The organism is Paucisalibacillus globulus (assembly GCF_900184735.1).
In the GTDB taxonomy this organism is placed as follows: Bacteria; Bacillota; Bacilli; order Bacillales; family Amphibacillaceae; genus Ornithinibacillus; species Ornithinibacillus globulus_B.
Map to the genome: position 1 here is coordinate 425,602 of NZ_LT855386.1, position 26,985 is coordinate 452,586.

A 26,985-nucleotide genomic window follows, 5' to 3' on the forward strand; every position below is an offset into this window, starting at 1 on the left:
CAAACATATTTAATTCTAGGTACATATGTAAGCTTTTTATAGTATTGGACAATCTAGAAATAACATGCAAATTTGGAGGATGCTTATGCTAAAAAATACGATATTTATATCTTTATTAATTTTAATTACGTTCTTCATTGGTGGGTGCACGGAACCAATTGGTGGTGATTATTTTTTCAATAAAGTTGAGGCTTTAGAAGTGGCCATTAGCCAAGAGGACTGGCAAAATGCCAATATGCTATTAGAAGATTTAAAGAAATTATATAAAAAGAATGATTGGAAGTTACAGCTGTTAGGGGACGAAGCAGAATATGAGGGAATGAATGAAGCGATATCGAGACTATCCGCAGCTATTGTAAGCTTAGACTCCAAACCAGCACTTCTTGAATTAGCAACCATACGTGCTTATCTGGAAGAAATATATTCTATGTAATTAAAAACGAGGCTTCCCTAGTTAATTGGGTTAGCCTCTGCTCTATTTAGTCTATATAAATGTCTATTTACTTTCTTTTAATCTTACAAATCGCTCTAATTTATTTAATTCAAAAAATAACTCAATAATACTATTCGCAATTGGAAAAACGATGGCCCACTTGGAAAACTCTGCTCCTTGTAACTCATCAATCAAATTATTAATAGTTACTTGCATCGCCGATTTCGTTTCTTTTTGTAAATCCTTGTCTAGAATTATTTTATCTTCATATAATAGCAAAATATTTTCACTGTATGAGTTAATTTCAAGTACTAGTTTTTTAATCAATTGTGACTTGTTACTAGGCATAGTTTCTATTTTATTAAAGTTCTTCTCTAATTCACGAATTAGTGTATGTTTCTTACTTAAAACCTGAATCATGTGCTTGTAGATAATAATATTCCGGAAAAAGCTTAGACGTTTACGAATAAACAAACGATTACGCTCATCAGAAATTATCCCATAATAATTTTTGGCATCATTGATTAATCTTTCTGCATCTTGATCCTCTGCTTTCATCTGTGGAACATTCATTGTTTTATTAGAAATAACACGTAATAAAAAGTTAGTTTTATCATTAGCCTTTTTAATCATAGTATATAAAATCTTCTTATGGTCTGGTGGCATTACTAATGCATTTATTACAAATGCAGCCATGACCCCAATTGTAACAAGTGATAGACGTTCAAGAATATAAAGATAGTTTATACCATCATCGCCACCAAGCATCATCGTTATAATGGTTAAAACTGTTAAACTTACTGTCTTGTTAAGTCCTAGTTTAATATTAATAGCAATCGATATAATAACAACTGCCCCAACGGAAAGGGGATGACTTCCTAGTAGAAAAAAGCCACCTAAAGCAAAAATTATTCCGATACTATTGGAAATAACAACTTCCTTAATATAGGCATAGGAACGCATAATAGAAGGTTGCATAGCGAGTACAGCAGCAATTGCTGCTACTATCTCCAAATCTAGATTAAGGATATCAGTTATAAGTAGAGTCAAAGCAACCGCAAGACCCGTCTTAACCATACGCGGGCCAATATTAACTTCCATGTTTTGCACCTCATGTACATCGTAATAATCAATTAAGATAGACTTATTATAGTGACTCCCACCGGAAAATTCAATCACTTCATTTATTATTCTTTCGACAAATTCTTTATTCTAACAATCTCACTCTAGTATTATAAGGCAAATTTAAAGGCACAGTAGCTTAATAGCTAGCTGTGCCTTTTTTTAGAAAAGGGTAAGTTAGTTTTTCCCTTTTGCTTTCCCTTTCCCTTTTCCAGGATTGTCGTTGCCGTTGCCTTTACCTTTTCCTTTTCCTTTTCCTTTGCCAGGGTGATTATCTTCATCACCGCTACCATCAGAAATATTTAGTTTACCAGCTGCTTGTGCTCGAGATTCATTACCGAAGTCATCCACTGCAATAACTTCAATAACAGCTCCTTCTGCAATAATTCCACCTGGTACTGTCCAATATGCAACATAGTGACCTTCCGTAGTTTCAATCATTGGAAGCTCTGTTACATTAGAAGTCGTCATATTAGTTAAAGGCATATGAACAACAAAGGATGTGTCTAACCCTGATTCACTGTCGAATGTAATCATAACCGTCTCACCTACTTGGAGATTCTTGTCTTCAGTAGGTGTTACATTTTCGATTTCAGGAGCAGTGAAGTCTGCTTCTACTGTAACTACCTTAGTAGTCACGTTTCCAGCAGCATCAGTTGCTACAACCTCTACTGTGTTTTCACCTTCATCAAGTAAAATACGTTTCGAGAATAGTCCTTCTTCAACGGAAGTTTCCTGACCGTTTACAGTTAGAGAAGCAAGATTTGCATCATTTACTGTTCCTTGAACTGTTAATGTTTCTCGATTTGTTCGATCACCATCTTTAACATTGGAAAGAGTTAATTCTGGTGCAATAGTATCAAGAGTTACTGTAACCGTTTCAGAATCAGTAGCTTCCTCACCGTTAACAAATGTTACAGCTTGAAGTTCGTTAGCACCTTCTTCTAGTTCAATGTCGAAGCTAAATGCTCCATCATCGCCAATATCAGCTGTTCCAACTTCTGCTCCGTTATTTTGAAGACTTAGTGAAGTTGAATGAGATGCTGTTCCTTCAACAGTAACTGCTGCTTCATTCGTAAACGCTCCGTTAGTTGGAGATGTAATGACAGGGTCACTTACTCCATATGCAACTCGAGCACGAATCATATAGTTACCTTCAGCAGCCGGTGATGCAGACCACGCTCCACCAACATATTGATAACTTCTTCCTGCATTGGTACCATTTTCATCCGTTGCAAGTCCTGGTGCATTAGGATTAGCGATTGTTTGAATGTATACCATATAGAAGTCGCCATTTACTTGAATGTTATGCTCACTTAAATCAACAACTGTTGGTTGGTTTAAGTCGCGAATTGCTTCTGCCTCAATTGGTCCAGCTAGCTTTTCTGCAGGCATACCATCATCGCCAGCACTCCAAACTTCTACTGCAAATCCTGTTCCACCTGGAACTGGCCAATCAGTGCCATGGAATTGGAATACACCATCAGTAACTATTGCTTGATCTTTTCCTTCTGGAAGTGACATTTTAACTGCCCAACCATTACCAGCATCATAGAATGCACGTGCATTTTCAGCTGTACCGTCATCATATCCAATTTCTCCACCAGGGATGGTAAAGAATGGTTCCAATGCAATGTCTAGTGTCTTGTCTTGATCAAATGTTACTTCAATTTCTTGTCCGTAGTAATCTGCTGCAATAACTTTTAATGTGTATGTTCCTTCATAACCTGTAATAGAGAAGTTTCCATTCTCATCTGTTTGAACCGGTTCAACGTTAGCATCTTCAACAAGTAATAGTGTAGCTCCCGCAATTGGGTTGCCTGACTTCTCGCTTGTTAATGTACCAGACACGGTAGCTTTTGGTAATTCTTCCAGTACGAAGTTTGCAGTTGCAACCTCATCCTGATTCACTGTAACAGCCTGCTCTAGAGCACGGAAGCCATAAGTTTCAGCAACTAATGTGTAATCCCCTGCTGGAAGCATTAGAGAATACGATCCATCTTGTGGATTAGTTGAAACAGAGCGTCCATTTTCAAGTACAGAAACTGTTGCACCAAGTGGTAAACCACTTACTTGATTGTCAGCATTAACGGAAGCATCTTTAGCTGGTTGAGCAGCTTTATTTTTAGATTCTGCATTTTTCTCTAATGATGCTTCTTTTGCTTTTTCATCTTCATCACTTATTGTTGTAATTTTTTCTTTCGCTGGATTACTTTCTAGGTTTAGCGATGTATCAGATAATGCAACATCATCAAGGTACCAACCCAGTTTTGTTATACTACCATCTGAGTACCCAAAGAATCCAACAAATACCGTTTGTCCAGCATATTCAGATAAATCAACTTCTGCATCTAACCAGTCACCCGAAGTTCCATTGAACTGAGATAGTGACGTCCAGTTGACCATATCTGTAGATACAACTACCCGGCCATAATCATATGCAGTACCAGAAGAAGATTGTTCAAACTCATGCCAGCTCTTAAATTGCAGATAAGCTCCATCTGCAGGTACGCTCACAGCAGGCATTACTAGTGTTCCATCCATACGCGTCGGATATTGCCCTGCTAGATTTGTAGCATAAACATTGTCTCCTGAAACCGCGCCATTTGGTCCGGAAGTTGGTTCACCAAGCTCCCATACATTATTCGCACCAATTAGAGACCAGCCTGCAGGATTGTTTTCAAAGTCTTCAGAGTACCCTACTGTAATACCATCACTTAAAGTAACCTCATATTCAGGACTTTCTACTGTATTACCAGCATAGTCACGAACTTCCCACTTATAAGTGAAAGTTTCACCAGTAACATGTTCACCTGGTACAAGTGTACTGAATGTACCTTCTAATTCACTGCCATCTTGAAGTTCGGCATCAAGTGATTGCCACTCTCCATTCTCTAAGAAATGAAGTGTCGCTCCACCAATCCGTAAATCATCTTGAACCGTTACATTAAGGGTTAGTGGCATATTTTTATACGCATCGCTTGGTGCAGCGTGATCAAATGTTGGTGCTACAGCATCATCACTGAATTGTGAATCGCCTGTTAAAGCTACATCATCAATATACCAACCATCTCTTGTCACACTTCCATCGGAGTAAGTATAGAAACCGATATAAACGCGTTCTCCTTGGTAATCTGCTAAATCAAATTCTTTAGCAGCCCATCCTTCTGAAGCGCCAACAAATTGCTCCAAGGTAGTCCAGTTTTCCATATCGTTGGAAATTACTAATTCACCATAATCCCAAGCCCTACCTGAAGAACTGATTTCAAAGTTATGCCAGCTCTTAAATTGTAAGAAGGAATCTCTTTCTGCTGGAACATCGATTGGTGGCATTACTAAATGATTATTCATGCTACTAGCATAAGGTCCCGCTAGATTTGTAGCATAAAGATTATCACCTGAAAATGCTTCACCAGGTCCAGAAGTTGGTGCTCCCCACTCCCAAACATTGTTCGTTCCAAGCTTTTGCCAACCTAATGGATTAACTTCAAAGTCCTCGAAGTAACCGTTGGTGATTCCAGCCTTAACATCGACACTATAATCTTCACTAACTACTTGGTTGTTACCAAAGTCATTGATTACCCAGTTATAAGTGAAAGTACCTACTTCAAGTGCATCTCCAGGTAATGTCACTTCATAAACACCTTCTTTGAAGTTACCAGATACACGTTTAGCATCTACCGTTTCATCACCAAACTGCAGTTGTACAGATGTGACACTAATATTGTCACTAACATCAATACTTAATTCCAAATCAAGGCCAGCATATGTTTCAGATGGAGCAACATGCTCAAACACTGGTGCTTCTGTATCTTCCCCATCCATTGTTACTTGACCTTGTACTGAACCTAAACCGTCTGCAATTGTAGATACTGCAGCAAATGCATCAATAATTCCATGTCCAAAACCATTGTTTGGACTTTCTGGATATTCACTATCAGTCATTGGTTCTGCTGTATCCATTAATAGTTGCTCAATATCATCGACGGAAATGCTTCCATTTGCAGATCGTAGTAATGCTACTGCACCGGCTACTGCAGGTGCTGCCATAGAAGTCCCGTTATAACTAGCATAGCTATCAACTGGGACGGATGAGCGAACCGCTACACCAGGAGCAGAAACATCAGGCTTAATTTCTCCATAAGGAGATGGCCCTTCAAGTGAAAAGCTAGCAAGATTATCATTTATGTCAGTTGCTCCAACTGCAAATGATTCCGGATAGTTTGCAGGAGTTGCTACTGAACCAGGTCCTCCAGGGTTAAATAACGTTGTATTACCTGCTGCAAACACTGGGAAAATCTGCGCTGCACGCCAAGCGATTACAGTGTCACGATACCACTCATCTATACCAGATCCTCCACCCCAAGAGTTGTTCACAACATCAGGAGCTTTTGATGAGTCTCCACCAGGAGCCATAATCCAATCTGCCGCTTCAAGTAAATCAGAATCATAGGCACCATCTGCAGTAAATGCTTGTACAGCAATCCACTTCGCACCAGGTGCTACCCCAATTTGGTTTGAACCATCTGGCTCACTACCAACCATCGTACCCATTGTATGTGTACCATGACCATCAATGTCATACGGAGTAGTTTGTCCGTTAACAGGGTCAAAGAAACTATAAGTATGATCTGCTTGACCAGTTGCAGCATCATATCCGCGATACTTTTCTTTTAGTGCTGGGTGATCCCATTGAACACCAGTATCGATATTCGCTACAACTGCCCCTGTACCATCAATTCCAAGTCCCCAAACTGCTGGAGCATTCACACGATTAACACTCCACTCAACGTTTTGAGGTTGAGCTTTTGGAGCTTCCTCTACAGCTAAACCTTTAATCAATTTACGTGTTTCATTCGGAAGGATTTTTTCTACTTCTTGGAATGTCGCAATTTTCTCAGCCACTTCTTTTGTAGCTGTAACTGCCATACCGTTAACAACGAAAAATTCTTTAATTTCTTCAGCGTTACCTTTTGAAGCCTCAGCCTCTAAAAACTTCTTAACGTTCTGTTGCGAAGCAATCGCTGTAGCCTTTAGCTCTGAGATTACTGCTGAACGTTGAACTAATTCTTGGTTATAAGCTGAAAGATTTGCACTTTGAGCTTTCGCAAGAGATTCCTTTGCAACTTTCATTGGATCTGCTTTTTCTTTAAACTTAACTAAGAAAGTGACTTTCTCCTCTTTCTCAAATTCACTCATTACATTGCTACTTACTTTTGCTTCTACTACTTCTTTAGAATCAACTAGAGAAGTATGTGGTGTAGCATTTTTTGATGCACTATTTGGTGCTGCACCTGCAAAAGCTGGCGTAAACAACGAGAAAATCATTAAGATTGTGGCAACAATACTAAATCTTCTTGCCTGTCTTCTTCTCTTCAAGAATATTCCTCCCCCAACAAATTTTGATAAACAAAAAACCACACTTGCCTCCTTTCCCCTAAAAGTAAGAACATGTCTGGTTTCTGAGATGCTCGTCTAGTTGTTGTAATCAACTATAAGCTATTGGTATTGTCATATTCCGTCGAAGTTTGTAATGATTTTCAGAATATTTCCAAAATGAATAATTATTCCTAGGATGATTATTTTTTATTCTAAGACCAAAGAAGCATACAGTGTTATAAATGCCTCAAGATATATTGACCTTATCTGTTATTTATCAATATAGTTCTATACCACCACATCAAACTTTTCCTATGAAGGGAAAGAAAAATAATGATAAAGTCATGCATAAAATTGGTTTAATATGCAAATATGACTGGTTTCTCTTTTTTTCTACTTTATTTATTTAGCGAATCCATTCAAAAGACTCAAAATTTATTCATCAGAACACTACTTTTTGCTCATTCCTACACCATATATAGAACCAATTTTTATTGAAAATTTTAACCACAAAAAAAAGAAAAAGCCCAATTTAGACTAACGGGGTCAGTTACGGGAGAGAAAATATAATATAACACACAAATTAGGGATGCAAATCACATATGATTTAGCATCCCATTTTTATTGTCATAACAGCGTTCAACTACTTTTACATAGTCAAATATCGTTATAAATAACAAGGCAAATAGCAAAGGCACATAGATTTATGTACTCTTGCTATTTTATGTGCTAAAATCATTGCTAAATTAGTTGTTATATCTATTGCTATTTATGGTGATAATAATAGTAGGAAGGTGATGGCAATGAAATTCATTAAACCTAAGAATAGAAACGCTGAGAAGGTAAATTGGGAGTTGTCGGAGCATACAAGAGCCATTGTTAAATACTATGCTGAATACACAGAATATACCGAGGATGAAGTAGTTGAGATTATAATGCTCAACCTCCTTGATGATGAAGGTTTCATCAAATGGATTGAAAGCAAACGTAACAACAAGCGAATTATCCAACAACTAGAAATTGAAGATAAGGTGGCGAAATAAACTGGTTAAGCCAAAAAGGTTAACTACAAAAGAAGATGTGGTTGTTGCAGTTTCTGCTCCGATTACTAATGAGGAAATCAAAGAACGGACAGAACAGTATCCGCTTTTAACGCCGAAAAGGTTCGCTACAAAGTTCAATGATTTACTGTTTAAACCTGTTCAGTTTCAATGGAACGGAATTAGTAATACTATTCAAGTAAATCAATGCACTAATCCATATTGTAAATGGTTTGGGATGGGACAAGAAAAGTTTCCAGTTAAAGGGAAACCAAGTCGATATAAATTAAGTGGAACAGGTGAAAGTAAAACAATCAAATGCAATCCTGACCCTGTGCATCCAACAAGAGGGATGACGCTAGATTGCCATACAAGAACCTTCTCCAACTGGTCTGTCGCTGAAGAAATTTCAAGATTAGTCAGCTTGGAAACAGTGAAAGAAGTTGAACCAGAATATATCTTTCACAAAGAAGGGTGCGTATCCGAAGGACTTACTCCATTCAATGAACCAAAAGGCTTTTATAAGCAAGGAAAGAGTAAAGTCGGAGCACAGAGATGGCAATGTAAATCTTGCGAGAAAAAGACGAATATAATGCCAAACACCAAACAATCTATCACTTATAATCAACAAAAAAATGATATTGTTCCTACTTTTGCGAAACTCCTTTTAAACAAGACACCAGTTAGTCGTACTTGCGAAATTTTAGGGATTGGTAGAGGAACGTACTATCAAAAGCTAGAATGGCTATATCGTCGTTGTTTAGAGTTTATAGAGCGATATGAAACTAAACCATTAAAACAAACCTCTTTTGATGAAATTTGGCTTAACACCGATAAGATGACCTATCTATTGAACAATGTTCGTAGAAAAGGAATGGGTGGCAAAAAATACGATAGCGTTGAAGACACTCAATTTCCTACAAATGTAGTCATTACCGCTGAGGTCTTCTCTCGATATATATTTCGGTCGGATATAGCTTATGATTGGAACGCCTCGATGGAAGATATAGCATTGGATACGGTTTTATTTAAGGAAGACCACTTGAATGAATTTGCTAAACGACACGCTCGGTTACGCTTTTCGCATTATCCGCAGCCACCTTCTCATAATGATACTCAAACCAAAGAGGAGTATCACAGGGAACTGTTAAAGGTGGAAAGAAGAGATAAATATATTGAGGGTTTACACGTCAATTCAACATACACGACTATGGCACACTACTGGCTTATCAAGCAGCTTTTAAACGCTTCTGAGTGGCGATTTGTTACTGATAGGGATAGTTCGTTAATGACTGCTTGCTATCGAATGTTCGCTAAAGAATTTAAGCTAACAGATGCACATCATTTCATTAGCCAAACAAATAAAACGAAAACACGAAAGCAAGCATATGAGGAATTCAAACAAGCTCAACAAGACCTCTACGATTGGGGAGTTACGAACGGGCACACTACACGGTCTTTGCGGAAACTAGCGTATATGTACCTTGAGGATACATTCCAACGACATCAGTTTCACGAAGAAATTCATACTGCCACCCACTCCTACAATCAATATGCAAGTAATCCAATTGAACATCCTTTGGCTACACCAGACAGAGGTTTCAGAGAAGTGGATGGCACAACTGATTTATCTTCTTTAGAACCGAGCGATATTGCTAATTTAATACTTGAAGTAAACGACAATGCAGTAAATACTTTTATACAAAACATCCGCAGAAGATTGTCCATTTTAGAAAGACCTTTAATGACAGCTCGTGGAGATGGTAAAAGTTATATCTATTCTAATTTCAATCCAAAATACGCACAAATGGCTCTAACGATACTTCGAACTCATTATAACTTTTGTATGCCGTTTACAACGAAGGAAGGGAAAAAGAAAACAGTGAAAACACCAGCACAACGATTGGGGATTACTGACAAAGTGTTTGATTTAAAAGATATAATTTACTTTAGGTAGTTTATAAATTATGGTGGACTATATTTTGACTATATTTTTTTAAAGGTAAATGGAAAATTTATGTTAAAATCATTATAGAGATTGTGAAAAATAGTAAGATGACAAAATTAAAATGATTTGGTCGTATTCGGTGCTTTTTCATATTCACTACCCCCTACGGATGTATAGTTTGGAAAGCAGTATTAAACGAAAACTCTTAACAAAATGCTATTGTATAACAATTTAAAAATAGATGGGGGGCATTTAGCCAATGTAAACTTCTCCTTTTCTCATACTGAATTAAATGATAAAAGGGGTAGTGAAAATGAAAAGTAAATCATTTCGATTTTTATGGATTGGTGATTCTTTTGCGAATTTGGGCGATGTGCTTTATATTGTAGGGTTAATTACGATTCTTTACGAAATAACGAGTTCAGCGTTTTATTTGGCACTACTGCCATTCTTTAACACGTTTGGGCGTTTTATTGGCAGTACACTTGCCCCCTTGTTGTTCGATAAATATAGGTTAAAGACGATCTTGGTTGGTTCCCAGTTAAATAAAACATTCATATTGTTCGTTCTTTGCTGTTTAATTACCTTTACTAAATCACATTCGTTGTGGCTCATTTTATTTATGATTCTTATCATTGCGTTTTTGGATGGATGGTCCATGCCTGCCTCCATGTCGTTGCTCCCAAGACTGGTACAAAAGGATGAGATTGTTCAAGCGAATAGCTTTGTTGCAGTTATTGACCAGACCATTCAATTGGGCGCCTGGGCGGTAGGTGGGGTTCTGGTTGTTTTGTTGGGTGGGCAGAATGTGGTTTGGCTAACATTTACCTTATTTGTTTGTTCTACATGTCTGCTTCACAGGATTAATGATGATACCCCAATTAAGACTAAGGATGCCGAAACGACAAAATTACAGGCTATGAAGGAAGGATGGATCCTAATATGGAAAAAACCTTTATACCGATTAATACACCTTCTGATTTCATTTGAAGCAATTGCAAATGTAGTCTGGATTGCGGCGATCTTGTATGTGTTTGTAACAGAGATATTGCAAAAGAGTGAAGCATGGTGGGGGTATATTAATACTGCTTTTTTCATTGGTATGATTCTTGGTGGAATAGCCTGCTCAAGGTATGCTAAGCATATTGAAAAACATTTAAGACTAACAATGTTAATTACTTCTGCGCTCGTTAGTGTTATCGCGTTTTCGTTTGGATTCAACCCAATAGCCTGGATTTCATTATTACTTGTGGCGTTTAATGGTGTCGTTCAACAAGTTAAAGGGATTACAATTGAGGTGTATTTGCAAAGAGAGGCTACACCGTATGAATTGCCAAAAATATATGGCGCACAAAGTGCATTGATCTCGCTAATGTTCGGTGTGTCGACTCTTGCCTTTGGAGCAATTGCTGACTTTCTAAGTGTTCAGATTGCCTTCCTAGTATCGGGAACGTTATTGGCAATTGGGGCTGGTTATGTATATTTTTATAGGGGAGTGTTTCCAAAGGGCTACTTTGGGCACCAAAAGTAAATTGTAGTATTGGGCGCTTCTAATAAGGGCAAGAAGCGCCTAATTGCAATATCAGATTAGAGTAATAAAAGAAGATTCCTCATTTTGGGTAAACATACCAATATTTCTATTAACTGTAATTACCTTTTCCTATATTGTATTTACTGGTAAAGAGGAATTCAGGTTTACCCGTATTTTGATGTATTTTGTTACATTTCTAGCTGTATATACCGTAGGCTTTTTACGCAGAAATACATTCAAACAAAAAAGGAAAAAATAAACTATACTGCAATCGGGCGCGTTTGTGGGGTAAAAGTCACTTTTCTTATTAAACAAACGGGGCATTTAGTTGAAGAAGGAAATTAAATATCACGTTAAAAAACGCTCAGAATACTTTCTGAGCGTTTTAGTTTGCTATTTATAATGTGATATAGGGTGCGAAATGTACACAAATTATTGTGTTATTTCTAATGTTATTTGCATTTTTCTCTCCCAAAACTGAACCCGTTAAATTTAGACTTCTTCTTTATTTTTTATAAGTTAAATATTATTCCCATTAGAGAATAGATAATTATAGTTGAGAACATAACCGTCATATATAAAAGGGAATAAATAAATAAAGTCTTAGCCCACTTCTTTGAATTCTCTTGTCGAAAAGCAACAATACTAATAATTAGCCATAATCCTCCAAGAAGCAATCCAACTAGCATCAATCCTAAGCTTAATGAACCCAACAAAAAGCTTGCTAATATCATAATAATTAGGTATATGTTGGTCTGATAATATGTCCTTTTAATTCCTTTCACAACAGGAAGCATAGGCACGTTGGCTGCTTTATAATCATCATGTCTACGAATAGCAATAGCATAAAAATGTGGCATCTGCCAAAGGATTGCGATTACAAAGAGACCCAATACAGCAGGATGTGAAATATCCGGGTAAACTGCTGCCCATCCAATTAATGGCGGTACAGCACCAGACAGACTTCCTATTTCTGTATTCCAAATGGTTCTTCTTTTTGTCCACATAGTATACGGAACAACATATAGGAATAATCCTAAAAATCCTAAAATAGAAGCTAGAGAAGTAGTTAAAGCTAAACTCCCCACGCCTAAAACGGCCATGATAATAGCTAGCCATAGTGTCATCCTAAAACTAACATCACCCGTTACAGTCGGTCTTACCTTAGTTCTTTCCATAATCATATCAATATCTCGATCATACAAGTTGTTAAATGCACCCGCAGCTGCAATAATTAATGCAGTTCCTATTGTTGCAAAAATCATTTCAGGTATTTTATCAATAAGGCCAAAATCATATGTATACATCGCTAATGTTAAGCCTGCAAACATAGGAACAAGATTGGATTTCACAATACCAATTTTAACCGTCTGATCTAATGTTGTTCTAATTTCCTTGAATTTACTCATGTTCCACAAGAATTTCCCTTCTAATAGCACCACACACTATAGGTCTATTTTCACTTATTGTCCTTATCTATTGTATCACTTCTTGTCATTTTTTTCTCAAGATAATTATCACTAATTGTTGAACATTAGAATTAATCTCTATCTAATACACTCCTTTATCAAACTTCACTATTAGATTTACAAGTAATTTCCACTCAAAAAGCAGGAATTATGTCTTAACTTCTCGAATTATGTATTAAACAACTTTTGCAGGAAATTTTCAGGAGGTATCATCCAATGTACAACAAATCTTATTAACTCAAAAATAAGAAGAAACGAGGACATAGCATATGAAGAAAGCATTACTTGTAATAGATGTTCAAAATGGCATTGTTAATTTTAAGGATTTTACAGAGGAACTAGGATTAATCGAACATGTAATAAAAGATTTCAAAGAAGTATCCAATCCAGTTATTTTTGTTCAGCATTTTGACAAGCAGGATGAAAGTCCATTACATCGCAACTCTGAAGGCTCTAATTTATATCCTAAACTAAAAGTTTATGCAGATTATGTTGTCGAAAAGGAGTCACCTAGTGCCTTTCACAATACAAACCTTAGTAATATACTGGATGAATTAGATATTGAGCAACTTTTCATCACTGGATTTAATACAGAATTTTGCTGTATGTTTACTGCTATATCTGCTTATGACAGAGGATACAAGGTTACATTTATTGAAAATGCTACCGGAACAGCAAATGAAGGTGAAACATATGAAATGCAAGATTTAGATATTAGGGATTTTGTTGGAACTGTTTTACATTGGTCTGATGTCGTTGAAGTATTAGAATTTGATGAATACAAAGAAGCTTACCAAAATGTCAAAGTAAAAAAATAAGAAAAAAATCTCTTCTCGCAATGGAGAAGAGATTTTTTTGTTATTATAATTTAGTAACGTTAGCAGCTTGTGGTCCACGGTTACCTTCAGTAATTTCGAAAGAAACTTGTTGACCTTCTTCTAGAGTTTTGAAACCTTCGTCTTGAATTGCTGAGAAGTGTACGAATACATCGTCTCCACCTTCAACTTCGATAAATCCAAAACCTTTTTCTGCGTTAAACCATTTTACTGAACCTTTGTTCATCTAAAAAACCTCCATGTGCTATTGCACAAATATTACTAATTTCAGTTCAAGATAATAATTCAAGACGAAGATAACCACTAGAAAGTTATTACATAAATCTTGTATTGCTAAAACGAACATCAATGAGTTAATCATAGTATAACACGATATTACGTTAAAAGATACCTATTTTATTAAAAAAGTATTATCTTACTATAAAATCATAAACTTAAATAACAGTTACCTTATGACTTTACAGCGAGAATCCCCCTTTTTTATCATGTATTATACTGATTTCCTTTGGAAATACAGGAAACCTCCAATAAAAAACAATAGAAAGCTTCCGCCAACTACCGTAATAAGCTGTTCCCATGGAATAAAAAAGAACTCACTAGTGTCTCCACCTACGTTCATCATGAAAACTGGCTGTGCCCATGGATAATATGGGCCAAACTTTTCTGAATTGATTGCTAGGATCGTTGGCAATGTAAAAATAACGTTTACCGAGAATGATGCTGCAAAACTCTTGAATAATATGGACATCCATAGCTGCAATGCTACAAGGGGGAATGTTGCTACCCAACCTCCTAGTATACTTTTCCAAACAATTTCCATTGGAAAGGAATCAGTAAAACCATGCACGATTCCGACTACAAATATTGATCCTAGATATAGAACTTGAACAACCAATACTAACATGATTAAAAGTAAATATTTTGACATGAACACCTTGCCTCTTGTTACTGGCAAAGCCAATAGTTGTTTCCAGCCTCCTGCTTGATGTTCATATCTGCAGACTGTTGCAGCTAGTACCCCTGTAACTAATGGTAAGAATAATAGTGCATAGGTTAAATTCATCATTAACAAAGCTCCAGCCCATTGATTAACTTCAACCGGAAATACACTTGATCCTCCTACTATGCCAATTAGTAAACCAACTAAGGGAGCAGCAAATAAAATATAGATAATATTTGATTTTCTAACCTTATACCATTCCGATTGCAATAGGGAAATCATCTATTTCACGTCCCTTCTCATAAAGTCTATCATTCCAACTAAATATATGGCTAAGCCTACAGCCAATCCTAGGCACACATTAATTATTGGCTCATCCCACTGATTATCCAGGGATGGCCATTTCCAAATCAACCAATCCGGTAGAAAGTAAGCCATGTACGACAAAATCACTCCAAATATTCCAAGGGTGATGGGAATTCCCTGATTTTTACTCACTAAGGCAACCCACAACTGCAAGCCTAGAACAGGTAGAGATGCAAAGAAAGTATAAAAACAGTATTTAATTAAGTCCAGATATGGTATTCCACCATCAAGCCCTAGGAACATACCAAAACCTAAAGAGAATAGGGTTAATAGACAAGTTGAAACCACCAATAATATAGCTAGAGTCGTATATTTAGATAAATAGACACCCCACTTTGTTACAGGTAAAGCAATAACTTGCTTCCAAGCGTTTGTCTCATTTTCAATGCTAGCCATAAAAGAAGTCAAAATCACTATTCCGAGTATTAGTGCAAATGGTGTAAATGCAATAACATTCCGGATATAATAAAACCAGCTGTATATATCCTGCTGAATAAACCAATCTTTACGTAAACCATAGTTAACCATTTGTAATGCTACAACACCAAACGGTCCTAAAACTGTTAAAAACCATATTCCCTTCCTTCTAATCTTCATAAAATCAGTACGGATGAGTTTTCCAATCATAATCCTCTCTCCTCCGCTGTCATTTGTAGGAATGTACTTTCTAATGAACGTTTCTCTTCCTCAATTCGGTAAACAGAAATATTATTCTCTACTAGTACACGAACTATATTTGCTATATCCTCATCGTGATGTTCCGGTAAGGTAATGCTATCGATTGAAAAGTCGGCTTTCATACCATTTGAAATTAATATGCGGTTTGCCCTCTCATAATCATTAACCTTAAGTGAAATCTTCTTCTGTGATTGTCTACGCATCACATCAATTGTATCTTGGAAAATCATCTTTCCTTTGGAAATTACCCCAACATGGTCTGCAATCTGATCAATTTCTGATAATAAATGGCTCGATATTAAAATCGTCATTCCTTCTTCTTTAGATAAACGCTTGATCAGATTTCTTATTTCAATAATTCCAGAGGGGTCTAGTCCATTAGTTGGTTCATCCAGGATTAACAACTCTGGTTTGTTTAACAAGGAACTAGCTATTCCCAATCTTTGCTTCATTCCTAGGGAGAATCCTTTAACTTTTTTATTGGTCACTTCTGACAGACGAACAATTTCTAACACATCTGCTATTCGCTTTTTAGGAACCCCGTATATTTTCCGTATTGTTTCTAAATTTTCATAGGCTGTTAGGTGTGGATAGTAAGACGGATTTTCAACTAGTGAACCAACCTTTTTCAAGATTCCTATTCGCTCTCTTTTTAAATCCTTCCCAAATACTTTTATATTTCCTAAAGTTGGCTCCATTAACCCTAGCAACATTCGTATTGTCGTTGTCTTCCCTGCCCCATTTGGTCCTAAAAATCCATAAATCTCCCCTTTTGGGATCCTCAAATCCACGGCCTCTACTGCGTATTCTTTTCCAAATCGCTTTGTTAACTTGTTCGTTTCAACTATATATTCCATTTCTTATCACCTCTATCTTAAGGATAAGTTACGAAGGTTAAAACTACGTCTTGAGTTAGTTTAAATTTTGTTTAAAAAAGGCTATTTTCCAAATGATTGTTATATTTCAGGATAGCACCTAACAAATAGTATGTTAGAAACTGTGCGGTAACCACTGCTAATCTCAAAAAATAAATGGGTATAGTGGTATGATTCTGCTCCGGCAGAATACTCCGCTTTCCACGGGCACGGCCTCAGCCTCCTCGCGGAAAGTTCACCGCTGCGGGGTCTTCGGACACGTGCTATTCCCGTAGGACAAGGTAGGCTTCGGCAGCATAATCATCATCGCACGAAGAAAATTGCTCTTTATTTTCGAGGAGTCTCCGTATTCTGCCTGCGCTGGTTTAGTATTCTAATTATTGTTAGTTATTGATCATATTTTTGGATTTAAGTGGTTCTATTGCCCTTAATTACTTATTACTAGCGAAGGAAATACACGGAGACTCCTGCGGGAGGATAGGCATCGGTGAGACCCCGCAGTGCGATAGCACGAGGAGGCTCACCAGCCGCCCGCGGAAAGCGGAGTGTATTTCCGTAGCGAGTATGTTGCGCTAACCAAAATAATTATTTACCGCACAGTTTCTATCAAATGCAATTAAATGAACGAGAACAAACTAAAAAAAGAAGCAGATAGAGGGCTTTATCCTCTTCTGCTTCTTTTAACTCATTTTTAAGGTTGATTCCTCACTTAAAGCGAATAATCTTAATTATTGTTCCATCTTCACTTGATTGAACTTCCCAGTCTAATTCCATTCCTTTGACCATCATGTCAACAATTGTTAATCCAATTCCAGCACCTTTTTCATTGGACTCCTGTGACAATCCTGGACCATGGTCTATAATCAATATAGCATCATACTGTTCATTAGATACTGTTTTGATCCCAAGGTATTTTCCCTTTTTGGCATGTCGTAATACATTCTGAAGAAGGTTGTCCAATATTCTTCCCATCCAGATTGGGTCTACCTTCCATACTCCCAATGATTCCAATGACACATCTATTTCAAAGGATTCCTTTTCAAAAACGGGATACCAGGTTGCTGCGGATTCCCTCAAAAAACGGGTTATATCTATTTCAGTTGGGTCATACTTGTACTTACTTGCCATCAGTAATGTGTAGGACATTAAGTTTTCAATTAAGCGATCAATAGCAGAAATGGATACTTCTATCGCTTTAACAGCTTGCCTTCCCTCATCTGACAATTTCTCTTGCATAATTGAATAGGTTTGAGCACGTACTTTTGTCAACGGTGTTCTAAGGTCGTGCGATAAATTTGCAATTAGCTCTCTTCTAAGTTGTTCTTCCCTTATTTCCCGTAATCGACTTTCACTCAGCTCATCTACCATTGTGTTATAGGATTTTTCAAGTTCGCCAATCTCATCTTCCTTTTTTATTACCACCTTTATAGGTAACCCATCAACATCACGAATTCCCATAGATTCCTGAAACTCCAATAATCGCTTCTGTATACTTCGGAAAAACAAAAATGAAACGACAATGAAAAGAAGCACAAAAATAAATACACCAGCAATTATTAGTCCACCATATTTTTGGGAAGCTTGTAATATTGGTGGCCCAAATGCAGTTCTAGGGATTTCAAAAACAATAAAGCCATTTACATCTTTGTTATCAAGAAAAGCGACGACTGTGAATGGATCTCCATTGTATCGCTCTTTTAAAAAAGAAGCCGTATAAACAGAAGTCCACTGAACAGGTAATTCTGCCATAGTATTACTTTCGATTACTAATCTGCCATCTCCATCAACCCAGAACATACCTGCCTCAGGGTAAATCTCTTTCCATTTTTTGAAGAGATTATGAATATTAACTTCATTAACTTGCTGAATTCGATTTGCATCTTCATGCCATTTAATTTCTACTTCATTAGCATCAATATCTTCATCTTCTTGCATATTAAATCCAAAAATTGCAACTGATCCTACTAGTAAATACGCGAGTTGTACAACAATGATAGCAACAATAATGATAAGCATATATTTAGCTAGTAGTGACTTCATAAACCGTTTCATAGTTTCACCCGGTATCCAATGCCACGAATTGTTTCAATAATGGTTGGAGAAGCTGGGTTCTTTTCAATTTTTTCTCTTAAGTAACGAATATGTACCATTAGGGTCTTATCTCCATCCATATACTTATCACCCCAAACACCTTCATACAACTGTTCTTTTGTTAATATTTGATTAAGGTGCTTTATGAAGAATTGAAATAGATGATATTGTTTTCCTGTCAATTGGATTTCTTCTTGTGTTTCCTTGTGAATAATTCTTCCATCTTTTGTATGTACAATTAAATGTTGAATCTCCATCTCTTCATCTTGCTTTTGATATCTCCTAAGTAATACTTCAACTCGAGCAAAAAGCTCATCCGGATGAAAAGGTTTGGTCAAATAATCATCTGCAAAGTCCAACCCCTCAATTTTATCTTCAACAGAAGTTCGGGCAGATAGCATTAAAATAGGCAGATCAGGGTAATCCTTTTTTATTCTTCTTCCTATAGAAAAACCATCTAACCCTGGTAGCATGACATCTAAGATCACCACATCAACCGTTGGAATATATTTTTCTATACCTTCCCCACTTGTTAGCCAATGAACCTGATGTCCGCGCTCCGTTAAATCTTTTGATACCCATTGCCCTATTTCTCTTTCATCTTCTATGTACAGAACCCTTGCCAATTAGCATCAACCTCTCTTATAAAACAAATTACATCCTTCTATTAATATAGTACTACATAAATAATAGTTCATAGAAATTAGAATGTTTTTTAAAATAATCTCGCGATACGTTGAGGATAATTTTTCAAATTAAAAAACTCGCTAATTAAAAGCGAGTTTCCAGTTATTCTGCATCATAAACCTGTTTCATGGTCTTTATCTTTCCTAATAGCTCCGCTTCACGGTGTGATAGCATAATCAAAAGATCACCATGTGTTTCAACATGACCATGTGGTACTTTGAATTTAACTTCTGATTTCCAAAAAAGTTCATCAAAGTTATTAATTCTATTTTGTTGGTCTTCTAGATGTCCCAATAATTCCTCAAGACTTGGTACCTCTTTAGTCCAATCTGAAGCTTTTATATCGGTACTAAAAAGTTCTCGGTATTGATCAGGTAATTTAAAAGAATTCTTGCTAACAAACAGTAGTTTTTCATTCATCAATAAAGAATTCCCTATATACCAACGAATGGTATTATCAAAGTATTTAGATTCACGGTCTACTATAGCCTCATCCAACTCTCCTAAAAAGGTAAGTAAAGATGTTCTTGTAAGATTGAATTGTTTAAGAACTGACATATTTTTTTCCTCCTTCTAACCACTATAGTATATAGGAATCCAGTAACAAATAAAAGAGATGTGACTGCGCTGTGCAGGTCACATCTCTATTGAAAAAACTATTCAATGGTTACTTTCACTCTACGAACGCCCCATTTTAGAGCCTCAGCTCGATTAGGAACGAAGATATCAATCTTATTGCCTTTTATTGCTGATCCAATATCACCAGCTATAGCATATCCATAACCCTCTACATAAACAACTGAGCCTAATGGAATCACAGATGGATCAACAGCTATTACCTTTGAATCTGGATTGTCAATCAAATTAATTCCAGTATGGGTAATTCCTGAGCACCCTTTACAGTTTGCTGTATATGCTGTAGCTGTTACGGTAAATGTTTTTCCTGCTACTTGTTTTAAAGGTTTTTGACTTTGACCTGACTCTTTAGAATTACTTGATTTTTTAGCCATAAGTGCAAGTTCTCGTTCCTTTTTCTTTCTTGCTTCTTCATCCGCAATTTGTTTCTTGACATCGGATTCGACACGTGCAAGGCTACTATCTTCCTTCTTTAACTTATCGATAATAGCTAATAAGTCTTTTTGCTTTGACTCTAGAGAATCTCTTCTTACTTCATTCTGCTGTTGTTGTTCTTCAACTAGTGCTAGAGTCTTCTCCTGTTCGAGCTTCATCTCATTTAAGTTATCAAGTTTATCTAATGAAAGTAACTTTTTCTCTTCGACAGATTTTATATCCGACTCTAAATTCTTGATTAGATCTGTGTCTGATTGAGTTATCGTGTTTACCATCGTTACTCTACTTATAAAATCACTAAAACTTTGTGCTCCAAATAATACTTCAAGGTAATTAATAGAGCCACCTGATTTTTGGTAGGAAGACATTCTTTCTGTTAATATATCTTGACGTTTCTCAATATCAGCTTCCAATTCCTTAATTTCTTCTTGTAGTTTACCTATTTCAACAATAGTATCCGTAATCTTGCCTTCTGTTTGATCTATTAATTCTTGATTTTTGGAGATTTCCTCATTCACCTGATTAATCTCTTGATTTAACTCATCTATTTCAGTCATAATAGAATCTATTTGTGCTTGTGCACCTGAAAGGTTTTTCTGGATTTGATTACGTTGTTCTTTAATATCTTGTAACTTATCTTTTCCTTCTGCAAAAACTTGAATACTACCAAATGCACTTCCGAAAATAATTGAAATAGCTAAGGTAATTACAGTTAATCTTCTCAACTTTTTCCCCTGCTTTCTGTTTATCTACTATAAAACATGTCCATTCTATCAAGGAGAATTATAACATTGCTAGATTTCGTACACTTTAGCGTCATATTACAAGTTTATTTCATATATTAAGAGCAGCCACTAATATTGGTCCTATTTTTTTAATAATTTCAAATTAGGTGATATTAGTAAATTATTTCAATCCATGGTCAAAATTAAAAGGAAGAAAACTTCATGTGAAGTTTTCTTCCTCTATATTACAAAGGCTCTCTTAATATATACAATTTGTCACTATTGATAGAAACTGCGCGGCTAATAATCTAATTTGGGAGCAACATACCCGCTACGGAAATACACTCCGCTTTCCTCGAGGAGGCTGAGGCCAGGCCCATGGCAAGGTAGACACTGCGACGGTCTTTTCGAGCAGATGTCGCCCCTGTGCTGGCAGTAAAAGCGGAGTATTCTGCCGGAGCGGTAACATACCACTATCCCGACTTAATTATGGGAGTTAACAGTCTACCGCGCAGTTACTAATATACTATTTGTTAGAACAATACGAGATAAACAACAATTCTTTAGAAAATAGCTATTACAATACATCATTAATATTTTGCTGGGCTTCTTGTACTTGTTGCCTTATATCGTGCAAGGATTCAAAAGCCTGCTGGAATTGTGAGTTCTCTGTAGCTTCTTTTCCAGCTTGATTTTGAACCGCTCGTAGTTCACTTTCAGCCTGATTTAGTGCATTCTCTGCTTGTTCGAGGGTTTGTAAATCTTGTCCACCTGCTTGAATCACAGCTTCCTGCGCTTCTTTTAACATTCTAGATGCCTGTTGCAATTTTTCATGTAAATTTAGATAAGCCATTTCATTTACCTCCGTTACCTACAATTTCTACAAAATACTATCTATATTGTTCCAAACATCCATTTAAATATGTGCCCATATTATGTAGTAATTGTTTAACGGTAATAAAATGAACTTATTGACAATGCATCATTTTTTCCGCTTCGTCCCACTTCACACTGTATCCTGCACCTTTTGAACAGAACACAGATGCCGATGTATACATCGGGTCAGATTCTTTATCATAGCCAATCTTCTCGATTATTGCGGATTCATTATGGCAAATGTCATACCCAGCAAAATCTAACGAAATACTTCCTTTTCCCTTTGTATATGAGGCGAGTGTAGTAGTATAATCCATAAAAGTTGAAACTGGTACTTTCCCTGTTATTATAGCCTTATCGCCATCTGTCATTGGTGGTTCAAATGTCCCATGTGCAGTTTGGATGTCCGTCATTACTCTGCCCATCTGCTCTATTTCCACTTTGATATTAAATTGATAATAAGGTTCCAATAATCTATTTTTGGCTTTTTCTAATCCTTGACGTATCGCCCTAAAGGTTGCCTCTCGAAAATCACCACCATGAGTATGTCTATTATGGGCTCTGCCAGTTAGCAGTGTAATTTTAACATCTGTAAGCCCTGAACCAGTTAATAAACCATGGTGATCCCGTTCATAAATATGCTGCTTGACCAAATTCTGTAACCCTAAAGATAAATGATCCGTATGACATGTACTTCTAAATTGGATACCGCTATTGCGTGGTGCTGGTTCAATCTTAAGATGAACTTCTGCATAATGCTTAAGCGGTTCAAAATGACCATACCCTGTCACAGTAGACTCAATCGTTTCCTTATATATAATCTCAGGTTTTTCAAAATTAACCAGTAAGCCGAATCTTTCCAATACAACCTGCTTCAATACTTCAAGCTGAATCGTTCCCATCACATGGATATGGATTTGTTGTAACTTCTCCTCCCAGGAAACCATTAAAGAAGGGTCTTCCGAATCCAAGATCATAAAGTATTTCAAAGCTTCTTTTGCATTAACTTGCGATTCAAAGACTACCTTTGAACGGAGAGTGGGAATCATGTCAAAGCTCATTTTTTTAGCGGGTAACTTGCCAACTCCATCCCCGGTAGTAGCTTGTGACAATCCAATAACAGCACAAAGTTCACCCGCACAAACTTGTTGAACCACTTCATATTGATTTCCATTATATTTTCTTATTTGTGTAATTTTTTCTGTAATTTTATTATCTATATCGCCATAAACTACTTCATCACGAACTTTTAAAGTACCACTAATGACCTTAATAAATGTCAACCTTGTACCAGCATCTTCATAACGAATTTTATACACCCGACCTGAAAGTTCTTCTTCTTTTTTATAATTAGTTGTTGTTAAATTATTTAACTTCTCTATAAAATCCTCGATGCCAATATCTTGTAATGCAGAACCACTTAAACAAGGGAATAGAGTACATTCCTTAATCATATTTTTCATCGTATTAACCCACAATTCATGGTTAAAGCCATATTGCATATAATAGTCAAAGAGTTTCTCATCTCTTTCAGCCACAAATTCTATTACCTTTTCATCAAGCGAATCAGTAATTGAGACAGCATTCAAATTCAACACGTCACTTGTTAAGTTATTACGTATATCTGCTATTACCCTCTCAACATCCCCCCCTGTTCTATCAGTTTTATTGATAAAGAAGAATGTTGGAACATGGTGTTTATTCAACAATCTCCAGACCGTTTCTGTATGACCTTCAATACCTTCTACTGCACTTATAATGATGATAGCAAAATCCATAACTTGAATAGATCGCTCCATCTCCGGTGAAAAATCAACATGCCCAGGTGTATCTAATAGGTAATATGTAGAATCTTTATAGTGAAATATTGCTTGATCTGCAAACACCGTTATTCCTCTTTGCTTTTCTATATCATGATTATCGAGGAACGCACTCTGATGGTCTACTCTACCTCTATTACGTATTGCTTTTGTATGAAAAAGTAATTGCTCAGAGAAGGTTGTCTTTCCAGCATCAACATGTGCTAATATTCCTATTGTTTTGTTCATTATTAACTCCCCATAAATTTATTCTATAAAATATTATATCAGATTTAACCATAATCAAATTTCTATACATAAGCCATTAAACTAACAAAAAAAAGAATCTGGTATTATCCCAGATTCTCCTAAAAACCGTATTCTGCTTCTTTTTCTTTTCTAATACTTTCATATGTTTTAGTTAATGTAACTATATCTTCTACCAAACGTTCTAAACGAAAAATCACATCATCACTAACGATTTCTTTTCGATAGAAATCTTGTTCTTCAAGAAATACATATGTTTGAACGATTTGTGCCTTCATATAGGCAAGTATTGGTTTTAATTGTTGTTCAGCAACTAAATAATGTTTTGGAGAACCTGCAGTTACTACAAAACCAACTACTTTATCTATGAAAGCTTTCTCTGGTAGTAAATCAAATATATTCTTCAAAGTAGCTGGAATAGATGCCTGAAAAACAGGTGTGCCAATTACTACTGCATCTGCTTCCATAATGGTTTGCGTCACATATGCAGTATCACCTTCATATTCCAAGTAATTACGACCGTCACTGAATTGTATATTAAAATCTGCTAGATCGATTAATGTAACTTCGATCTCCGGATATTTTTCAGAAATAATATTAATAGTACGCTCCATCGCTGTTCTTGTTTTTGATCCAACTATAGACCCAGATAAGCCAACAATCTTCATACATGCTCCCCCTATTTTTTCCGTGTATGTTTCTTTATTTCAGGTAATATTTTTGTACCTATTATATCAATATTACGCTTTAATTTATCAAACGTAACACCACCAAAGTCCATTTGTGCAATATAGCGTTGATGGCCAAATACCTCATGTTGATATAATATTTTTTCTATTACTAGCTCAGGACTACCAATATTCATCACATCTTGTGGATGTGCACCTTGAGCAAAATGTTGTTTAGGAAAACCATTACCATTAGTTAATTTCATACCTTCATTGATATAAGGATACGTTTCTGCTTGGGCTGCTTGAGTTGTATCCGCAACATAGAAAAAGCCAGCCGTTGCAACTGGAAGTTCATCTGAATTATGACCACTTCGATTTGCGGCTTCTCGATAAGCTTCTATTGACCGTTTGAAACTGGAAACCGGTCCACCTAGCATGGCTAGAAACATCGGTACCCCAGCATATCCTGCCTTGATAGCACTTGCCGGTGGCCCACCAACTGCACGCCAAATCGGTAACGATCCATTAAGTGGTCTTGGAATCACTTTGGCATTATTTAAAGGTGCCCGATAACTACCTTTCCAATTAACAACTTCCTCTTGATTTATCTTCAACAGCAAGTCAAATTTCTCTTCAAACAACTCTTCATAATCTCTTAGGTTGTAACCTAGTAAGTCAAATACTCCTACTCTTGATGCACGGCCAGCAATAATCTCAGCTCGACCATTCGATATTAAATCAATCGTTGCAAAATCTTCGAATACACGCACCGGATCTAAAGTACTAATAATAGTAGATGAACTAGCAATTTTAATTTTTTCTGTCGCCTGAGCAATTGCTCCTAAGACCACTGTGTGTGCTTGGGTAGTAAAGTATTCTTGATGACTTTCCCCTACACTAAAAAAGTCTATACCCGCTTGTTCAGCCATTTTCGCTAGTTCTATTATCTCCTTAATACGTTGTTGATTAGAGATCCGTTTACCTGTATGTGGATCGGCAATATGATCTCCCAAAGTATATAAACCAAATTCTAATCCAGAGTTTGGGTTGATGCGATACTTTTCCATAAAAATAATCCTCCGTTCAGCCATTCATCTCAATTTGGAGTAATTGAGAGCGTTTCTCACTTAATAGTACACTATACAATATATATTAATCTAGTTTACTGCCTGTGAAACATTAAATAAAAAAGCACCTAAGAAATTTCCTCCTTAAGTGCTTTTTTACTCAGTTCCTTCTTGCTACTTCCACCTATGGATAGTATCGTAACAAAAACTAACATGATGATAACTCCGAATAATTGAACAGCTTGGAGCATTGTTCCAAACCATATGACAGATATGATCATGGCAGTTAATGGCTCCACACTAGATAATATGCTCGTTTCAACAGGTGTAATATAGCGCATACTAGAAAGGAATAGGACAAAGGCTATGGTACCTAATACAATCATCAAAGCTATCATCAATAACACTTCGACTTGAGTAAGAATCACCCACTCTTTAGATCGCCATATTTGATTAGTAGTCCCCAATACAATTCCACCAATCAACATAGCCCATCCAACAATTACCAATATACTTAATTCTTTCATCAGCCGAGCTGGATATAACGTATAAAACGAAAAGGCAACACCGACTGCCAGTCCCCATAGGAGGGCTTGTTTACTAACCATTAAGGATTCAAATGAACCATTTGTCATTAACAAAAATAATCCAGATAGGGTTCCAAGTATACCAATCACTTGTATTCTAGGTGGAATTTTCTTCATTCGTAAGGAGACCCAAGTGGTTATGAAAATTGGTGCTGAAAATTGAAGTAATGTTGCAACAACCGCATTACTTGCATTGATAGCACCTACGAATGTAAACTGCACACCCAACATCCCAAAAACACTAAAAATTATTAGCTGATATCTCCAGGATGGTGCTTTCCAAACGGATACTATGTCTTTTTTACTTATAAGAAGAAAGCAAAGTAGAAAAAGACCCGCTATTGTTAATCTTAGCGTTAATAAAAATGAAACCGTAATACCGGTTGTCTCTAAGATTCTTTCAATTAGCGGACCTGTTGCACCCCAGAACATGGAACCAATAATAATCATAATTATTCCTTTAATTCTATGCATCCTTGCTACCTCTTCTCCCAGATTAAATCATTATTTAAATATAGCATTAGATT

21 protein-coding genes are annotated in these 26,985 nt (G+C 36.4%); 5 read left to right on the top strand and 16 right to left on the bottom strand.

What is annotated here, in order from left to right; all coding sequences use genetic code 11:
* Positions 1-85: 85 nt before the first annotated feature.
* The gene (locus BN999_RS04215; RefSeq protein ID WP_176481868.1) at positions 86-433 is read left to right on the top strand and encodes a DUF4363 family protein; all 348 of its coding nucleotides are present in this window, start codon (positions 86-88) and stop codon (positions 431-433) included.
* A gap of 63 nt (positions 434-496) precedes the next feature.
* Here the strand turns inward: BN999_RS04215 and BN999_RS04220 are convergent, their stop codons facing one another.
* Both BN999_RS04220 and BN999_RS20280 read right to left on the bottom strand, forming a co-directional pair.
* A complete protein-coding gene (locus tag BN999_RS04220; protein WP_096270135.1) occupies positions 497-1,534 on the bottom strand; it encodes an FUSC family protein in 1,038 nt (345 codons plus the stop codon).
* 198 nt (positions 1,535-1,732) lie between these two features.
* Positions 1,733-6,934, bottom strand: a complete 5,202-nt coding sequence (locus BN999_RS20280) for a S8 family peptidase (protein ID WP_141249038.1) — start codon at positions 6,932-6,934, stop codon at positions 1,733-1,735.
* Positions 6,935-7,737: 803 nt separating this feature from the next.
* Here BN999_RS20280 and BN999_RS04235 point away from each other — a divergent pair.
* From BN999_RS04235 to BN999_RS04245, 3 genes are all read left to right on the top strand, one after another.
* A complete protein-coding gene (locus BN999_RS04235; RefSeq protein ID WP_096270136.1) occupies positions 7,738-7,977 on the top strand; it encodes a hypothetical protein in 240 nt (79 codons plus the stop codon).
* Position 7,978: 1 nt separating this feature from the next.
* A complete protein-coding gene (locus tag BN999_RS04240) occupies positions 7,979-9,931 on the top strand; it encodes an insertion element protein (protein WP_096270394.1) in 1,953 nt (650 codons plus the stop codon).
* A 304-nt stretch (positions 9,932-10,235) separates the two neighbouring features.
* Entirely contained in the window at positions 10,236-11,453 is a 1,218-nt protein-coding gene (locus BN999_RS04245) for an MFS transporter (RefSeq protein WP_096270137.1), read from the top strand.
* Between the two features lie 512 nt (positions 11,454-11,965).
* On the opposite strand, the gene cyoE is transcribed toward BN999_RS04245, so the two are convergent.
* The gene (gene cyoE, locus BN999_RS04250; RefSeq protein ID WP_096270395.1) at positions 11,966-12,862 is read right to left on the bottom strand and encodes a heme o synthase; all 897 of its coding nucleotides are present in this window, start codon (positions 12,860-12,862) and stop codon (positions 11,966-11,968) included.
* Between the two features lie 329 nt (positions 12,863-13,191).
* On the opposite strand from cyoE, the gene BN999_RS04255 reads away from it, so the two are divergent.
* Positions 13,192-13,740, top strand: coding sequence for a cysteine hydrolase family protein (locus BN999_RS04255; RefSeq protein WP_096270138.1), 549 nt, complete (start codon positions 13,192-13,194; stop codon positions 13,738-13,740).
* Between the two features lie 43 nt (positions 13,741-13,783).
* Here the strand turns inward: BN999_RS04255 and BN999_RS04260 are convergent, their stop codons facing one another.
* The 13 genes from BN999_RS04260 to BN999_RS04320 all read right to left on the bottom strand — a co-directional run bounded on the left by BN999_RS04260 (position 13,784) and on the right by BN999_RS04320 (position 26,932).
* The gene (locus tag BN999_RS04260; RefSeq protein ID WP_026905872.1) at positions 13,784-13,984 is read right to left on the bottom strand and encodes a cold-shock protein; all 201 of its coding nucleotides are present in this window, start codon (positions 13,982-13,984) and stop codon (positions 13,784-13,786) included.
* A 264-nt stretch (positions 13,985-14,248) separates the two neighbouring features.
* Complete coding sequence (locus BN999_RS04265) at positions 14,249-14,980, bottom strand: ABC transporter permease (RefSeq protein ID WP_096270139.1); 732 nt, start codon at positions 14,978-14,980, stop codon at positions 14,249-14,251.
* Positions 14,981-15,691, bottom strand: coding sequence for an ABC transporter permease (locus BN999_RS04270; RefSeq protein WP_096270140.1), 711 nt, complete (start codon positions 15,689-15,691; stop codon positions 14,981-14,983).
* Positions 15,688-16,599 carry an ABC transporter ATP-binding protein gene (locus BN999_RS04275; protein ID WP_096270141.1) on the bottom strand — a complete coding sequence of 304 codons (912 nt, stop codon included), beginning with the start codon at positions 16,597-16,599 and terminating at the stop codon, positions 15,688-15,690. The genes BN999_RS04270 and BN999_RS04275 overlap by 4 nt, the downstream gene beginning before the upstream one ends.
* Positions 16,600-17,322: 723 nt before the next feature.
* Complete coding sequence (locus tag BN999_RS04280) at positions 17,323-18,669, bottom strand: sensor histidine kinase (protein ID WP_096270142.1); 1,347 nt, start codon at positions 18,667-18,669, stop codon at positions 17,323-17,325.
* Positions 18,666-19,334: a response regulator transcription factor gene (locus tag BN999_RS04285; protein WP_096270143.1), complete on the bottom strand. Its 669-nt coding sequence runs from the start codon at positions 19,332-19,334 to the stop codon at positions 18,666-18,668. The genes BN999_RS04280 and BN999_RS04285 overlap by 4 nt, the downstream gene beginning before the upstream one ends.
* A 163-nt stretch (positions 19,335-19,497) precedes the next feature.
* Positions 19,498-19,953: a DinB family protein gene (locus tag BN999_RS04290; protein ID WP_096270144.1), complete on the bottom strand. Its 456-nt coding sequence runs from the start codon at positions 19,951-19,953 to the stop codon at positions 19,498-19,500.
* Positions 19,954-20,051: 98 nt separating this feature from the next.
* Positions 20,052-21,191: a PcsB-like coiled-coil domain-containing protein gene (locus BN999_RS04295; protein ID WP_096270145.1), complete on the bottom strand. Its 1,140-nt coding sequence runs from the start codon at positions 21,189-21,191 to the stop codon at positions 20,052-20,054.
* Between the two features lie 577 nt (positions 21,192-21,768).
* On the bottom strand, positions 21,769-22,044 hold the full coding sequence (locus BN999_RS04300) for a hypothetical protein (protein WP_096270146.1): 276 nt from the start codon (positions 22,042-22,044) through the stop codon (positions 21,769-21,771).
* Positions 22,045-22,159: 115 nt separating this feature from the next.
* Positions 22,160-24,115 (bottom strand): GTP-binding protein, encoded by a 1,956-nt coding sequence (locus tag BN999_RS04305; protein ID WP_096270147.1) that lies wholly within the window; start codon positions 24,113-24,115, stop codon positions 22,160-22,162.
* 119 nt (positions 24,116-24,234) lie between these two features.
* Positions 24,235-24,801 (bottom strand): NADPH-dependent FMN reductase, encoded by a 567-nt coding sequence (locus BN999_RS04310; protein ID WP_096270148.1) that lies wholly within the window; start codon positions 24,799-24,801, stop codon positions 24,235-24,237.
* 11 nt (positions 24,802-24,812) lie between these two features.
* Positions 24,813-25,871: an LLM class flavin-dependent oxidoreductase gene (locus tag BN999_RS04315; protein ID WP_096270149.1), complete on the bottom strand. Its 1,059-nt coding sequence runs from the start codon at positions 25,869-25,871 to the stop codon at positions 24,813-24,815.
* 128 nt (positions 25,872-25,999) lie between these two features.
* Positions 26,000-26,932, bottom strand: a complete 933-nt coding sequence (locus BN999_RS04320) for a DMT family transporter (RefSeq protein WP_096270150.1) — start codon at positions 26,930-26,932, stop codon at positions 26,000-26,002.
* Positions 26,933-26,985 lie beyond the last annotated feature (53 nt).